The sequence below is a fragment of the Tenacibaculum sp. 190524A05c genome (assembly GCF_964036595.1).
In the GTDB taxonomy this organism is placed as follows: domain Bacteria; phylum Bacteroidota; class Bacteroidia; order Flavobacteriales; family Flavobacteriaceae; genus Polaribacter; species Polaribacter platacis.
Genome location: NZ_OZ038523.1, coordinates 3853040 through 3868109, shown reverse-complemented (window position 1 = coordinate 3868109; position 15070 = coordinate 3853040). Strand labels below are relative to the sequence as shown.

Below are 15070 nucleotides of genomic sequence, written 5' to 3'. Positions count from 1 at the left end.
GAAATGCTTTTAACTTAGATTAACAAAGATAATGTGTTTTTAAGAAAAATTTAAGATTTATGTTAAAATATCAATAACCGAAGACTAACTTTATGTTAATTTATTATGAATTTTAACTAACTGATCCTTAACAGTTTCTAAATTTAGGTTATTGATTATGTAGTGAGATTGGATCGTTTTCTTTTCGTTAGGCCATTGATTTTTTATCCTATTTTTAACTTCTTCTTCACCGGCATTATCTCTTTTCATAACGCGCGATATTCTTATTTTTTCTGGAGCTGTAACTGTTATAATTTTGTCACATAATAAACTACTACCATTCTCGAAAAGAATTGCATTTTCATATAAAATATAGCTCTTATCAGAGTGTTCTTTAATAAAATCTTGAAGATGTTGTTTTACAACAGGATGAACAATTGAGTTTAATATATTTAACTTCTGTTTATCTTTAAAAACAATTCCGGCTAAATAAGGTCGGTTTAATTTCCCGTCCTTGTATACTTCTTCAGAAAACTCATGAATTAGCTTCTCCTTGATTTCATTCGAAGTATTCATAAGGTTTTTAGCTTCTTCATCAGCAAAATAAACAATAACATTATTGAATTCTGATAACAATTTTGCGATCGTTGTTTTTCCACTTCCAATTCCACCAGTTAAACCTACTAACATCTTTTTATTTTTGAATTAAAAAATCAATCTTCTGAGGCGAGATCCTTACTGAAGAAACCAAATTCGACTTTTTCTTAAACTTCGGAACCAGATAGGTTAATCCTTTATCTACTGATGACTTATAATCACATACAATTTCAAAAGAGTCCTCAGTGATTTTACTGTAATTTTTTAAACCTACCTTATAGGTTACTGTCACCTTCTTAGGATACACTTTTAAATCTAACTTAGAAGGAATATTGGTTACGTTTATTGGAAGTTCAAACGTACCTTCAGTATACTTATCCGTGAAAATATGAGCTTGAATTTCACTATCACTCAACTTAATATTCTTAAATCCTTCAGATATATTTAAATCTATTTTGATATTCACATCCTCGGAAACCTCACTTAATTCAACATTGGTTGTAGCGATATTATTGATTGCATCTATTTCATCTTCCGGTCCCGAAATTAAAACGCTATCAGGTTTAATTTCAACATTCGATAAACCATAACCTGTTTTGAATTTTATTGTATTAGTGAAGGTAACAGGAACTTTCTTAGTTCTAAAAGTCCCTAAGTTTAAATGAATAGTATCATCTAAAACATCTACTAACTCTAACCCAGATTTTAATTGACCTTGTATTTCAGAACTTTGCTCATCAGCCAACAAGTAATATTTTCTCTTTTTTCTTTTGTATTTATCCAGAGACAATTTCACTTTTTTACTAAAAAGATTAGTAGAAAAAAGCTTAAATCCATTCCCCTTAATAAGCAGTCTAATCTGATTAGTTGGAGTTTCTCTAAATACTTTTTCCTGAGGCAAGTTTTCATAATCTAAATCGAATACAACTTCAGTTTTATATTCTTTAGATAAATTGATTAAAAACCACATCAAGAAAGAAGCAGCTAAAAAGCTTAAAAATATTTTAGGTATGTTTTTTAGAGTTTTCAAAGAAAATATTTATTGCAATCTAATTAAAAACAAAAAAGTGAGCAAAAAGCTCACTTTATATATTTATTATCCTGAAAATTACTTTTCAATTTGTTTCTGCGTTAGCTCCATAGAAATTGCAGCTCTTTCGAATCTGATTTTTCCTGCTCCAGTTTCAATAACAACAGTATTATTCTTATCGTTAATCTCAACTATTCTCCCATGAATTCCGCTTGTAGTAACAACTTTTGCTCCTTTCTTGATTTCAGCTCTAAATGATTTTTCTTTCTTCTGACGTGCCATTTGAGGACGTATCATAAAGAAATACAAAACACCTAACATTGCTACGAATGGTAACATTTGCATTAAACCACCAGCGTCCGCCTGTAATATTATTGTTTGTAACATTAAGCTTTACTTTTTGGAGTTACCATTCCTGTAACTTTAACCTGCTCCTGACCTTTTGCAGTGTTTGTAGTTAATGTTACTGTTTTACTTTGTTTGTTTGGTTTTCCTGCAGTATTAAACTTTACTTGAACTTCAGCAGAATCTCCTGGCTTAATAGGTTCTTTTGGCCAAGTTGGAACTGTACAACCACAAGTTGCTTTAGCATCAGTAATAACTAAATCAGATTTTCCTGTATTTGTTACTTTAAAAGATGTCTCAACAACAAATCCTTCTTCTACAGTACCGAAATCATGAACTTCTCTATCAAATGAAATTGATGGTGCTCCTTGACTTATTTCCTTATCTCTTTGATTAGCTTCTGTTACATTTTCTTGCTTTACTTTAGCTGCAGCGTTTCCTTTTTTACAAGAAACCATTGCGCTAAATGAAACTGTTAATGCTAAAATTGCGATTATTTTCTTCATTTTTATTTGGTTTTTAACTTGAACAAAAATATTTATTTTTTTATAATAAACCTCTTCCTATTTTCACCATCTTGTTATTCTCCATATAATCCTTAGCAATTTTATCTAAAACTCCATTGATAAAGTAACCACTTTTGTTTGTAGAATAATCTTTAGCTAATTCGATGTATTCATTAATAGATACTCTACTTGGAATTGAAGAGAAATGTAAGAACTCTGTAATTGCCATCTTGATTAAAATCATGTCAATGTCAGCAATTCTATCTGCTTCCCAGTTTGGAGTTTTCTCTTTAATATCTTCATCATACTTGTGTTGATTTAACATCACTTTAGTAAACAAATCAGATACAAACTTTTTATCCTCATCATCCTTGTATAATTGACCTAATACAAAAGGACTATCTTTCTTCTGTTTATTCAACGTTTTTACAATCCACGTATTAACAAAAGGAATATCATCAACCCAAGAAATCATTGTGTCTTCAAAATAATCAGCTAATTTCTCATCAGGAGCAATAATTTCTTTGAAGAAGTTTACAACAAAAATTCTATCTTCATGATAAGAATCTTCTGAAGACTTCATATAATCTTCATAAAGACTACTTGTATTTAACTTCTCCCAGATAATTTTCACATATTCTTCTTCTAAATCCCAGTTATTAAGTTTATTTAATTCCAAATACCCCTCAAGACTTACACTTTCTCTGATTTGGTTAATCAACTTATTATTAACAAACTTTACATTAGGATTTAAATCCTCTTTAGTTGCTAAGATTTTCTTTTTAGAAAGCTCAATTTTCTTTGAGGCTAATTTCTGAACTTCAACTAAAAGCTGAAGATTTAAGACGTATAAATCATACATTTTTTGAATGCTGAACTTCAAGAACTTTTCTTCTTTAACTAAGTCTGAAGTGTTTGCCTGATGCATTGCGTACACAGACTGCATTACCTTTAAACGAATATGTCTTCTATTTATCATTAAATGAGGAACTTTAAAAAAAGGCGATAGAATTAATTTCTATCGCCCCGCAAAAATAAAATATTTATTGGTTCTGTTCTAGCTATTTTGCTCTTTTTTACGCTGGTCAATTCTTCCTTGCGCAATATTGAAAGCAGCTTGGTGAGTAGTAATATTTTCCTTCTCAGCTAAATCAAAAATCTCTAATGTTGTATTGTAAATATTTTCAGTTCTCTTAATACTTTCAGATTTATCATATCCTTCAACTTCTGCATATACATTGATAATTCCTCCTGCATTAATTAAGAAATCAGGTGCGTAAGCTATACCTTTCTCTCTTAACATTTTACCGTGTCTTAACTCATTTGCTAACTGATTATTTGCCGCTCCAGCAATTACAGATGCTTTTAATTGAGCGATACTTTCATCATTTACAGTAGCTCCTAATGCACATGGTGCATAGATATCAAGATCTAATCCATAAATATCGTTACCTAAAACTACGTTAGCGTTATATTTTTTACTTAACTCTTCTAAACGAGCTTCGTTAATATCATTTAATATTACTTGAGCTCCTTCGTCAGTAATGTGTTTTACTAAAGTTTCACCAACATGTCCAACTCCTTGAACTAATACTTTCTTTCCTTCTAAGTTATCAGATCCAAACTTGTACTTAGCTGCAGCCTTCATTCCCATGTAAACTCCATAAGCAGTTACAGGAGAAGGATTTCCAGATCCTCCGATTGATTCAGAAACTCCAGTTACATGAGGAGTAACTTCTCTAATAATATCCATATCGCGAGTTTCCATACCCACGTCTTCTGCTGTAATATATTTTCCGCTTAATGAATTTACAAACTCACCAAACTTTCTCATTAAAGCATCATTCTTTTGTGTTTTTGCATCACCTATAATAACAGCTTTACCTCCACCTAAGTTTAAACCAGTAATTGCTGACTTATAAGTCATTCCACGAGACAAACGTAAAACATCATTTAATGCCTCCCACTCTGTTTTGTACTGCCACATTCTAGTTCCTCCTAAAGCAGGTCCTAAAGTTGTATTGTGAATACCAATAATTGCTTTTAATCCTGTATCTTCGTCATTGCAAAAAACGATTTGCTCGTGACCATCGAAAGATAGTTGCCCAAAAACAGGATCGTTTTTAAGGTCTTTAGTATCAATAATTTCAGACATCATATAGTGTTTGTTTTAAATGAAGAAAATTATCATTCTTCAAATTAATAGGTAACAAAAATATGAATTTCATAATTACCAAGCAATAATCCCTTCTGAAATTAAGAATATTATAACAACCGTGCGTAAATTTTGTTGAATTATCATATTTCTTACACAAACATTAAAAAATTGAAAGCATTACAATATCTTAACAAATATTTTGTCAAATACAAATGGAGATTGTTTATCGGTATCATTATCACAATTTTATCGAAATTACTCGCATTAAAAATACCAGAGATCATCAAAAATTCTTTGAATATTGTTGAAGATTATGCGAGAGGAAAACAAACAGACTTATCAGTTGTTAAACATGAGTTATTCATCAATATTTTAATCATTATTGGAGTAACCTTATTGGCTGGTTTTTTCACTTTCTTGATGAGGCAAACCATAATTGTTGTTTCTAGACTGATCGAATTTGATTTAAAAAATGAAATTTATCAACAATACCAGAACCTATCTGTAAATTTTTACAAGAAAAATAGAACTGGAGATTTGATGAATCGCATTTCTGAGGATGTATCGAAAGTGAGAATGTATTTTGGCCCAGCAATTATGTACTCCTTAAACATGATTGTATTATTTGCTATTGGGTTTACAAAAATGCTTAACACCGATTATGAATTAACTTTATATACATTAATTCCTTTTCCAATTCTATCACTATCAATATTCCTATTAAGCAGAGAGATAAATAAAAAGACAACTATTGTACAACAATATTTATCTAAGCTTACCACTTTTAACCAAGAGTTTTTCTCTGGAATTAATGTTGTGAAATCATATGCAATTGAAAGTTCTGTTTTTTCTAACTTCAATCAATTAGCGGATGAAGCTAAAGAGAAAAATATAGAATTATCTAAAGTTCAAGCGTTATTCTTCCCTCTAATGATTTTGTTAATTGGAATAAGTAATATTCTTGTATTATATATTGGAGGTAAACAATATATTGCCGGAGAAATTCAAATTGGAGTAATTGCCGAATTTATTTTATATGTAAACATTCTTACTTGGCCAGTAGCCATTGTTGGTTGGGTTACTTCAATAATTCAACAAGCAGAGGCTTCACAAACAAGAATTAATGAATTTTTAGAACAAGTTCCAGAAATACAGAATTCAGCTTCAGAAAGAACAAATATTGATGGTGAAATTACATTTAAAAATGTTTCACTGACCTACGATGACACCAATATTACAGCTTTAAAAGATATTAGCTTTTCAGTGGCAGAAGGCGAAACTTTAGCCATAATGGGAAAAACAGGTAGTGGAAAATCTTCTATCGTGAATATGATCGCAAGAATGTATGATGCAACGGAAGGAACTGTGTTAATTGATGGAAAACCTATAAAAGACTTGAATCTAGACGATGTAAGAGATCAGATTGGTTTTGTACCTCAAGATCCATTTCTATTTTCTGACACCATAGAAAACAACATCAAATTTGGTAAAGACGACGCAACAGAAGAAGAGATTATTACGGCAGCTAAAAATGCTGTAATTCACGAAAACATAGTTGGCTTTACAGATGGATATCAAACTATTTTAGGAGAACGTGGAGTTACTTTGTCTGGTGGACAAAAACAAAGAACCTCAATTGCACGAGCTATTATTAAAGATCCAAAAATCCTAGTATTCGATGATTGTTTATCTGCTGTAGACACTGAAACTGAGGAACGTATCCTTTCAAATCTAGAAAAGGTATCAAAAAACAAAACAACCTTCATTATTAGTCATAGAGTATCATCTGCTAAAAATGCGGACAAGATCATTATTTTAGAAGATGGTAAAATAATCGAACAAGGAACTCACAATCAACTAATAACAAAAGAAGGAGCTTACAAAAACCTTTACGAACAGCAACTCCTAGAAAAAGAAATTTAGAGATTTGTGTGTTCAAGTAAAATATTTTGTTAGATTTGTTTACGTAAAAATGAAATAAACTACGATTTTAAGACTTCGAATTATGAGCGAGAGAGTAGAACAAGAAGAAATCTTTTCACAAGTATTACGTGCTGGAAGAAGAACATATTTTTTTGACGTTAGAGCAACCAAAGCTGACGATTACTATTTAACTGTTACTGAAAGTAAAAAGTTTACTCATGATGATGGGTCTTTCCATTATCAAAAACATAAAATCTACTTATACAAAGAAGATTTTAGTGATTTCAAAGAAATGCTAAATAAAGCTACTGACTTTATCATTGATAAAAAAGGAAGCGAAGTAATTAGCGAAAGACACCAAAAAGACTTTAAAAAACACGATGAAAACGGATATGTTGAGCAAACAACTGAAAGCTTTACTGACGTTTCATTTGACGACATATAAGATTTTAATTCAAATTCAATTTACACAAAGTAAAAGCCACTTAATAAGTTGTTATTGCAACTTTTTTGGTGGTTTTTCTTTTTATAAGACGCTTTTCATTGCTTTTGATTTAGCAACAGTTTCTTCCCATTCTTTTTCAGCATTACTTTCCTTCGTTACTCCGCCACCAACATAGACATCTATTAAAGTATTAGATATAATCTCCATACATCTTAGATTGACATATAAATTGGACATTGTAAAATTTTCATCTTCTTCGATATTTAACTCGCCTAGAAAACCGGTATAAAACTTACGATTATAGCCCTCGTTTTGCAAAATAAACTCCTTAGCCTCTTCTTTTGGAAACCCACAAACTGCAGGCGTTGGATGAAGAATATCAATTAAACTAGAAATATTCTTTTCAACACTACCAGAAATCAAAGTTCTTAAGTGCAATAAATTCCCTATCTGAATAGTCTCAACTTCATCTACTGATAAATCTTGGATAGTCCTCTCCAGCCTAGATTTTATATAATCCGTAACAATATACTGCTCTTCAATTTCTTTGGAAGACCATTTTGCCTTTTCTCCTTCTTTATACAATTGAGTTCCTGCTAAAGACATTGTTTTAAACTCCTTGTTCTTAACTCCTATCAAAGTTTCAGGTGTAGCTCCCATCCACTTTCCAACTTTAGGATGATACCACAAGTATACAAATGCTGTTCGGTATTTACTAATTAATTTTTTAAATACCATTTCAATATCAAAACTCGACTCTAGACTTACTTGTTCCCTCCTGGACAAAACAACTTTCTGAAACTTGTTATTCACAATTTCATTTATACCATTTTCAACCAAGTTTATGTGGAATTCTTTTTGAGAATTATCTGGTCCGTACTCAATACTCGGAGAGAATTTAGCATCAAAACTTATTCTTTCAGATATGAATTGAGATTTTTCTGTTGGAATTAAAATTGCCTTTTCTTTATTATCAAAAGGAGCAAAAACAAAACCTGATTCTAAATAATCTTTGGGTTCGTAAACAGTGTTATTAACCTGAAAAAAGGCTTTTATGAAATCCGAGTTAGGTGTATTATAAACTACAAAAGGCATCTCATTCGAAAGTGCTCTTTGTATATCTTCAAATATTTTCAATCTGCGTACTTTAATAATTGTTCTTTTATAAAATCAAAGTTAGACCAAACTAAGCCATGATTTCCTTTATCTAAATCAACCAGATTAAATTGCTCTTTATCAAATTGCTCCTCAAGCATTTTTGAATTTTCATATGGCACAATCCAATCACTAGTTCCATGAATACTTACAACTTTGTTTGGTGTAATATTCCAATTAGATTCGAACTTTTTTAAATCTTCTCTATGTGAAATCTTCTCTTTAGATGCTTGTTTCCAAACTTTAGGAACCAACCATCTTGTAATTTTCCATTTATAAAAATTTAGCATCCACGGCATAGGTTCTACCGCACTATGAACTGCTGGTGCTAATAAAATTATCTTTTTTAATTTCTCCTTTACTGATAGAGCAATTGGACCACCATAAGAATACCCGACAAGCACTACTTTTTCTTTAGGTAATTCTTTAATTAAATCTAGAAGCATTTCGTTCTCGAAAGCAATACTTTCCTGAACTGAATTTTTATCCTCATAATTATATCCAATCCTATCATAAGCAATCATATTAAACTTACTTTGCAGCAAGCTATCCGCCATATATTTAGAAAAATCATTCAAAGACCCAATAGTTCCATGAACAAAAACCAAGGTTGGAAGCACAGTATCGTTTTGAATCGATATTTTCCTATACGAAAAATCCTTATACTTTTCATGAGTTAAACTTGGTTGTATATAACTCTTTTCATAAGCTTTCAAAATTGCTTCATCAGATTTTGGAGCTGTGAAAATTGTAAATAAGGTATACACCCCAATTAATAAGACAAGTAAAATTATTGAAACGATCTTTAGTATTTTTTTAAACACAAACTATTGTTTTTTATCCAAAATTATATTGGTAAGCTTACAAAGTGAAATTAAATTCCCTTCCTCATCTACTACCTTTATTTCCCATAAATGAGTAGTTCTACCTCTATGAATTGGCCTAGCCGTTCCAAATACAAAACCTTCTCTTTTGCTTTTCAAATGATTTATGCTAAGATCAATTCCTTTAACGATTTTATCTTTCGATTTTAAAAAATAAGCTGAAGCCAAACTCCCTACAGTTTCTGCAAGAGCTGCTGTAGCACCACCATGCAAAATTCCATACGGTTGATGTACTTTTGAGTTAACAGGCATTTTTGCCGTTATAAAATCTTCACCTAAATCTACAAACTCGATACTTAATGTTTCCATTAATGTGTTTGTATTGTAAGAATTAAGCTTTTTTAAAATCTCCTCTTTTATCATTTATCAATAAAATCTTCAAATCCTTAAATAAGCAGTAAAAATACGTATTTTTGTAGTCTATTAAAAATTAAGAAATGTATAAAGTTCGTGCTATTTTAGATGTTGAGGAAGATGTAATCAGAACCATAATGTTTGATGAGAATTTATCTCTAGAGAAATTACATTTTGACATTGCTAACGCCTTCGGATTAGAAGGAAATGAAATGGCATCATTTTACAAAAGTGATGACGAATGGAATCAAGGGTTAGAAATTCCTTTATTCAATATGGCTGAAGCTGGAGAAGAATTATCAATGGCTTCTTGTACTACTAAAGACATATTAGAGAATAAAAATGACAAGCTAATTTATGTTTATGACTTTCTTCAAATGTGGACTTTTTACATTGAATTAATTGAATCTTCAGAAGAAGCAGTTGCTGAAACCAAAACAATTCTAAGTGTTGGAGAAATGCCTAAAGATGCTCCCGAAAAAGTATTCGAATCTGATCAACTTTTAAGTGATTTTGATGATGAAAACAGAGACATGTTTAATGACTTTGAAGATTTGGACAGCTTAGATTTAGACAACTACTAATCAAATATTTATTAGTAAACTTAAAATCTCTTCTTAAAAATTACGTAACATTTTGGTATCTTGTTCGTCGAATAGAAAATTGACTAAACTTTATACTATTGGACACCATTTTATCTATTAAGAACCTCGACAAAAAATTTGGGCGAGTTCATGCTGTAAAAAACCTTTCGTTTGATATTGAAAAAGGAAATGTATACGGAATTTTAGGTCCTAACGGAAGTGGAAAATCTACAACTTTAGGAATCATTTTAAATGTTGTAAATAAAACCGCTGGAGAATTTTCTTGGTTCGGTGGAACAGTGTCTACCCATAATGCTTTAAAAAGAGTTGGAGCTATTATAGAAAGACCTAATTTCTATCCTTACATGACTGCTGTACAAAACTTACAATTGATTTGTAAAATCAAAGGAGTTCCATACAACAATATTGATGACAAGCTTAAAACAGTAAACCTTTACGAAAGGAGAAATAGCAAATTCAAAACTTATTCTTTGGGAATGAAACAAAGACTTGCTATTGCATCAGCTTTACTGAACAATCCTGAAATTTTAATTCTTGATGAACCTACAAATGGTTTAGATCCACAGGGTATCCATGAAATTCGACAAATAATAAAAAAAATAGCTAAGAATGGAACAACTATTCTACTAGCCTCTCACCTTTTAGATGAAGTTGAAAAAGTATGTTCCCATGTGGTTGTAATTAGAAATGGTGTAAAATTATATAGTGGAAGAGTTGAAAACATGGTTGCTTCGAACGGAATTATTGAAGTAAAAACCGACGGAGACCAAGAACTTTTAGTTAATACTCTTAAAAATTATTATGACATAGCAACTGTTAATGTAGAGGATGATTTAATCATTGCGCGTTTAGAAAACGAAACTACTGCCTCTGAAATTAACAAATACTTATTTGAAAAAGGAATTATTCTCTCTCATTTAGTTATGCGTAAGCCAAGTTTAGAAGAACAATTCTTAAACCTTACTAACAACTAAATTAATCTACTATGAACATGTTACGTCTATTAAATATTGAATTTCATAAATTAAAAAACAATAGAGCAAGTAGAGTCTTATCAATAATCTACTTCGGTTTATTAACCTCAATTGCGTTGATTGCAGCCATAAAATTTGATATTGGCCCAATAAAATTTCATTTGGCTGAGCAGGGAATTTTCAACTTTCCTTATATCTGGCATTTCAACACATACATCGCAGCAACATTAAAGTTTTTCCTTTTACTAGTTATAGTTTCAATGATGGCTAACGAATACAGCTATAAAACTCTGAAACAAAACCTTATTGACGGATTAAGTAAGAAGGAATTTATCCTTTCAAAATTTTATACAGTAATAGCCTTTGCAGCTGTTTCCACAGTTTTTGTATTTTTTGTATCCTTAATATTAGGGTTTGTCTATTCAGACTTTAATGAATTCTCAATTATATTTTCTGATCTTGAATACTTATTTGCCTTCTTTGTAAAACTTGTTGGGTTCTTTTCTTTTGGATTATTCCTTGGGATTTTAATAAAAAGATCTGCATTCGCAGTAGCAGGTATGATTGTATGGTTAATCATTGAAAGTCTACTTAAAGGATATTTAGTTTTGACTTTTAGGGACTTAAAAGAAGGAGCCTTAACTCAAGCTAATGAAATTATGCGATTCTTTCCCCTTGAAGCAATGTCTAACTTAATCAAAGAACCTTTTACTCGTTTAGGTGCTGTAAAATCAGTTGCTAAGCAAATAGGAGAAAACTTTGTTAAAGATTACTCTGTAAATTTCGTTGACATAATTATTGTTAGCATATGGACATTTATCTTCATTTATTTATCATACAGTTTATTAAAGAAAAGAGATTTATAAATTATCGTATTATATTCTGATTAATTTTAATGCAATTTACGGGTAGGGTTTTACGTTGTTTAATTGTTTTATATTTAGTTGTTAATACTAAGAATTACGTCATTTTTTGACGTTTTTTTTAGTAAATTGTCGGCCTTTTAATCAATTATATGAACAGAACGAAAATTACTCTCTTAGTTGTATTACTATTTAGTTTAGTGGGATTAAACGCTCAAGTAGATGTTAACAATACTGCAGAACCAGAATCTAATTTTACACCAGAGCAGCTAATATCTGATGTTCTAATTACAGGAGCCTGTAACACAGTTTCTAACGTTACATCCGCAGTTAGTGGAACACCAACGGATCAGCCTACAAAAAATTATGGTTTCTTTAAAAGGCAAGCCGGAAGTTCATTTCCTTTTGAAGAGGGAATTGTTTTAACTTCAGGAATTGCAAATAGAATTCAAGCTGGAGCTTCAGGTGGAGCGTTAAGTACATCTACTACAGGTAATACTGATGCAGATTTAGCCAACGCTATTGGAGTTATTCCTGGACAAATTTCTGATGCTGCTGTAATAGAATTTGACTTCGTTCCAAAATCGACAAGAATTAGTTTTAGATACTTAATGGCCTCTCAAGAATATCAAGGAACATTTCCTTGTAATTTTGCAGATAGTTTCGCCTTTTTGCTAAGACAAAGTACTTCAACTACATACGAAAATATTGCACTAGTTCCTGGAACTACAACACCTGTAAGTGTTACAAATGTACATGCTGAAATTCCTAATTCGGGTGGAGCTACTGGTTGTGCCGCAGTAAATGAGGCCTTCTTTGCTGGAAGTGATGTTACAGAAACAGGATTTGTTGGAAGAACTGTAGTACTAACTGCTCAAGCTGATGTTGTTCCTAACGTTACCTATCATATCAAATTAGTTGTTGCTGATTTTAGTGATCGAGTGGTAGATACTGCTGTATTTCTAGAGAAAGGAAGTTTTAACTTAGGTTTAAATTTAGGAAATGACTTGACTATTTCCGGTTCAAATTCTGTTTGTGGTGACTCTACATTACTAACTGCAAATGTTTCTGCTACTTCTTATAAATGGTTTAAAGATGGAGTAGAAATTACTGGGGAAACTAGTCAAACTTACTTGGCAAACTTAGGAAATGGAACTTATACTTGTGAAATTGACGATGGTGGATGTAAAGATAGCGATGATATTGTTTTAGAATTTTCTGAACCAGCAACTGCAATACCTGCAATTACTGATTTATCTAATTGTGAAAATAACATCTTTGATTTAACGGCCAGGACGGCAGAAATATTAAATGGTCAAGATCCAGCTACATTTGAAGTATTATTTTTCACTGATTCAGCATTTTTAAATCAAATTACTACTCCTACAAGTTTTACGAGTCCAAGTGATGACGAAACTATATATGTAAGAAAGAGAAACAGAACTGCAAACCACTGTTTTACTGAGGGTTCATTCAGAATATTAAATTTTGATAATCCAGTTGGTCAAACCGCAATAAATTATGAAGAATGTGATGATGTTGCTAACGGTGGTGATACTGATGGATTCTTTAATAATTTTATACTATCAACTAAAGATGCGGAAGTCTTAGGTAGCTTGTCTCCTACTACATTTAACGTTTCATATCATACAACTTTAACTGGAGCGCAAACCGATTCTTCTACTGATGCTATTGATAAAAACAATCCATATAGAAATGCAACTATCAATGCGCAAACAATTTATGTGAGAATTGAAAACATAGCAAATACAAATTGTTTTACGGTTTCAGATCCTGCTTCGACAACCTTTCGACCTTTTCAGTTAATTGTTCATCCTTTACCTGTTATTGCTAATAATCCAGCTTTGATTAACCAGTGTGATACAGATAGTGATCTTTCCACTTCAATTAATTTAACTCAGGCTGAAATTTCAATCTCAGCTAATCATACGAACGAAACATTTAAATACTATCCAACTGAAGCAGATGCAATAGCAAACACAGCTGAAATTACAACTCCAATTACTCATACAGCTTCTGATGGAGATTCTGTTTGGGTAAGAACAATTTCTAATCAAGGATGTTTTAGAATTTCTAGATTAGACATTACGATTTCTTTCGCAGGAGATGTTGCCTACAATCAAGAATTCACGTCATGTGATGATTTCTTAGATGCAGATGGAAATGATACTATAAACAATGACGATAGAGATGGAATTTCTAATTTCGATATTAGTCCTGCTATTGATGCTATTAGAAATCTATTTGATCCTGCAATTAGAAACGACTTAGATATTTTATTCTTTGAAACTACAGCTGATAGAGATGCTGTAATCAATCAAATTCCTGATCCTACTAACTATAGAAATACGAATATTCCTGCTACTACACAGCAGTCTATTTTTGTTAAGATTGTAAACCGAATTAATAATGATTGTACTGGACTTGGAGAATTCTTTATTAGAGTGCTTCCTTTACCAGAGTTTGATGTAACCACTCCTCAAATTGTATGTTTAAACAATCCTTCTTTCATAGAGGCAGAAACACCAGATGGAACATATACGTATGAATGGAGAAGAAATGGAACTTTAGATACTTCTTCTACTAGTGAAACTTTAAATATTACTCAAGGAGGAACATATGAAGTGACAGCTATAAACACAACAACTTTATGCAGAAGAACTAGAAGAATAATTGTAAATGAATCTATAATTGCAACGCTTGCTGAAGATGATGTTACTATTATTGATGATTCTGCTAATAATACAATTACCATTGACAATGGTAACAACAACCTTGGAATTGGTGATTATGAATTTGCTTTACAAGATGAAAATAGTGTGATCGTCAGAGATTTCCAGGATACACCAATGTTTGAAAACTTAAGTGGTGGTGTTTATACCATTTTAGTGAGAGACAAAAACGGATGTGGTGTGGCCCAATTAGAAGTATCTGTACTAGAATTTCCAAAATACTTTACACCAAACGGAGATGGAGTAAATGACTTGTGGGCAGTAAAAGGTGCAAGCACAACTTTCTATCCACAAAGTAGTATTCACATTTTTGATAGATACGGAAATCCAATCACAGAAATAGCTATTGACGGACAAGGTTGGGACGGACTTTATAATGGTAAAATATTACCATCAAATGACTACTGGTTCAATATTCAATTAACGGATAGAAACGGAGCAACAATAAGTAGAAAAGGGCATTTCTCTTTATTAAGAAAGTAAATCATTAATTTCGCCC

General features: G+C 31.4%; 15 protein-coding genes. 6 read left to right on the top strand and 9 right to left on the bottom strand.

What is annotated here, in order from left to right:
* Positions 1-90: 90 nt before the first annotated feature.
* The 6 genes from coaE to ABNT61_RS17345 all read right to left on the bottom strand — a co-directional run bounded on the left by coaE (position 91) and on the right by ABNT61_RS17345 (position 4615).
* Positions 91-669, bottom strand: coding sequence for a dephospho-CoA kinase (coaE, locus tag ABNT61_RS17370; RefSeq protein ID WP_348744136.1), 579 nt, complete (start codon positions 667-669; stop codon positions 91-93).
* 4 nt (positions 670-673) lie between these two features.
* Positions 674-1606, bottom strand: a complete 933-nt coding sequence (locus ABNT61_RS17365) for a YbbR-like domain-containing protein (protein WP_348744135.1) — start codon at positions 1604-1606, stop codon at positions 674-676.
* Between the two features lie 78 nt (positions 1607-1684).
* Entirely contained in the window at positions 1685-1993 is a 309-nt protein-coding gene (gene yajC, locus ABNT61_RS17360) for a preprotein translocase subunit YajC (protein ID WP_348744134.1), read from the bottom strand.
* Positions 1993-2457 (bottom strand): DUF1573 domain-containing protein, encoded by a 465-nt coding sequence (locus tag ABNT61_RS17355; RefSeq protein ID WP_348713367.1) that lies wholly within the window; start codon positions 2455-2457, stop codon positions 1993-1995. Before ABNT61_RS17355 ends, yajC begins: the two co-directional genes overlap by 1 nt.
* A 40-nt stretch (positions 2458-2497) precedes the next feature.
* Positions 2498-3436, bottom strand: coding sequence for a transcription antitermination factor NusB (nusB, locus tag ABNT61_RS17350; RefSeq protein WP_348713366.1), 939 nt, complete (start codon positions 3434-3436; stop codon positions 2498-2500).
* A 78-nt stretch (positions 3437-3514) separates the two neighbouring features.
* A complete protein-coding gene (locus tag ABNT61_RS17345; RefSeq protein WP_348722188.1) occupies positions 3515-4615 on the bottom strand; it encodes a Glu/Leu/Phe/Val dehydrogenase in 1101 nt (366 codons plus the stop codon).
* A gap of 168 nt (positions 4616-4783) precedes the next feature.
* Here ABNT61_RS17345 and ABNT61_RS17340 point away from each other — a divergent pair, with 168 nt between their 5' ends.
* Together ABNT61_RS17340 and ABNT61_RS17335 are read left to right on the top strand one after the other, a co-directional pair.
* Entirely contained in the window at positions 4784-6538 is a 1755-nt protein-coding gene (locus tag ABNT61_RS17340; RefSeq protein WP_348744133.1) for an ABC transporter ATP-binding protein, read from the top strand.
* 82 nt (positions 6539-6620) lie between these two features.
* Positions 6621-6983 carry a PUR family DNA/RNA-binding protein gene (locus ABNT61_RS17335; RefSeq protein WP_348713361.1) on the top strand — a complete coding sequence of 121 codons (363 nt, stop codon included), beginning with the start codon at positions 6621-6623 and terminating at the stop codon, positions 6981-6983.
* Positions 6984-7064: 81 nt separating this feature from the next.
* Here ABNT61_RS17335 and ABNT61_RS17330 read toward each other — a convergent pair whose 3' ends face one another.
* The 3 genes from ABNT61_RS17330 to ABNT61_RS17320 are packed head-to-tail and all read right to left on the bottom strand — an operon-like array spanning position 7065 to position 9385.
* On the bottom strand, positions 7065-8120 hold the full coding sequence (locus ABNT61_RS17330; protein ID WP_348744132.1) for a chorismate-binding protein: 1056 nt from the start codon (positions 8118-8120) through the stop codon (positions 7065-7067).
* On the bottom strand, positions 8117-8962 hold the full coding sequence (locus ABNT61_RS17325; RefSeq protein WP_348744131.1) for an alpha/beta fold hydrolase: 846 nt from the start codon (positions 8960-8962) through the stop codon (positions 8117-8119). The genes ABNT61_RS17330 and ABNT61_RS17325 overlap by 4 nt, the downstream gene beginning before the upstream one ends.
* Before the next feature lie 3 nt (positions 8963-8965).
* Entirely contained in the window at positions 8966-9385 is a 420-nt protein-coding gene (locus ABNT61_RS17320) for a hotdog fold thioesterase (RefSeq protein ID WP_348744130.1), read from the bottom strand.
* A gap of 74 nt (positions 9386-9459) precedes the next feature.
* Here ABNT61_RS17320 and ABNT61_RS17315 point away from each other — a divergent pair, with 74 nt between their 5' ends.
* The 4 genes from ABNT61_RS17315 to ABNT61_RS17300 all read left to right on the top strand — a co-directional run bounded on the left by ABNT61_RS17315 (position 9460) and on the right by ABNT61_RS17300 (position 15054).
* Positions 9460-9960 (top strand): IS1096 element passenger TnpR family protein, encoded by a 501-nt coding sequence (locus ABNT61_RS17315; RefSeq protein WP_348722195.1) that lies wholly within the window; start codon positions 9460-9462, stop codon positions 9958-9960.
* A gap of 98 nt (positions 9961-10058) precedes the next feature.
* The gene (locus ABNT61_RS17310; protein WP_348744129.1) at positions 10059-10955 is read left to right on the top strand and encodes an ATP-binding cassette domain-containing protein; all 897 of its coding nucleotides are present in this window, start codon (positions 10059-10061) and stop codon (positions 10953-10955) included.
* Positions 10956-10972: 17 nt separating this feature from the next.
* Complete coding sequence (locus ABNT61_RS17305; RefSeq protein ID WP_348742937.1) at positions 10973-11821, top strand: ABC transporter permease; 849 nt, start codon at positions 10973-10975, stop codon at positions 11819-11821.
* A gap of 149 nt (positions 11822-11970) precedes the next feature.
* The gene (locus ABNT61_RS17300) at positions 11971-15054 is read left to right on the top strand and encodes a choice-of-anchor L domain-containing protein (protein WP_348744128.1); all 3084 of its coding nucleotides are present in this window, start codon (positions 11971-11973) and stop codon (positions 15052-15054) included.
* Positions 15055-15070: the final 16 nt, after the last annotated feature.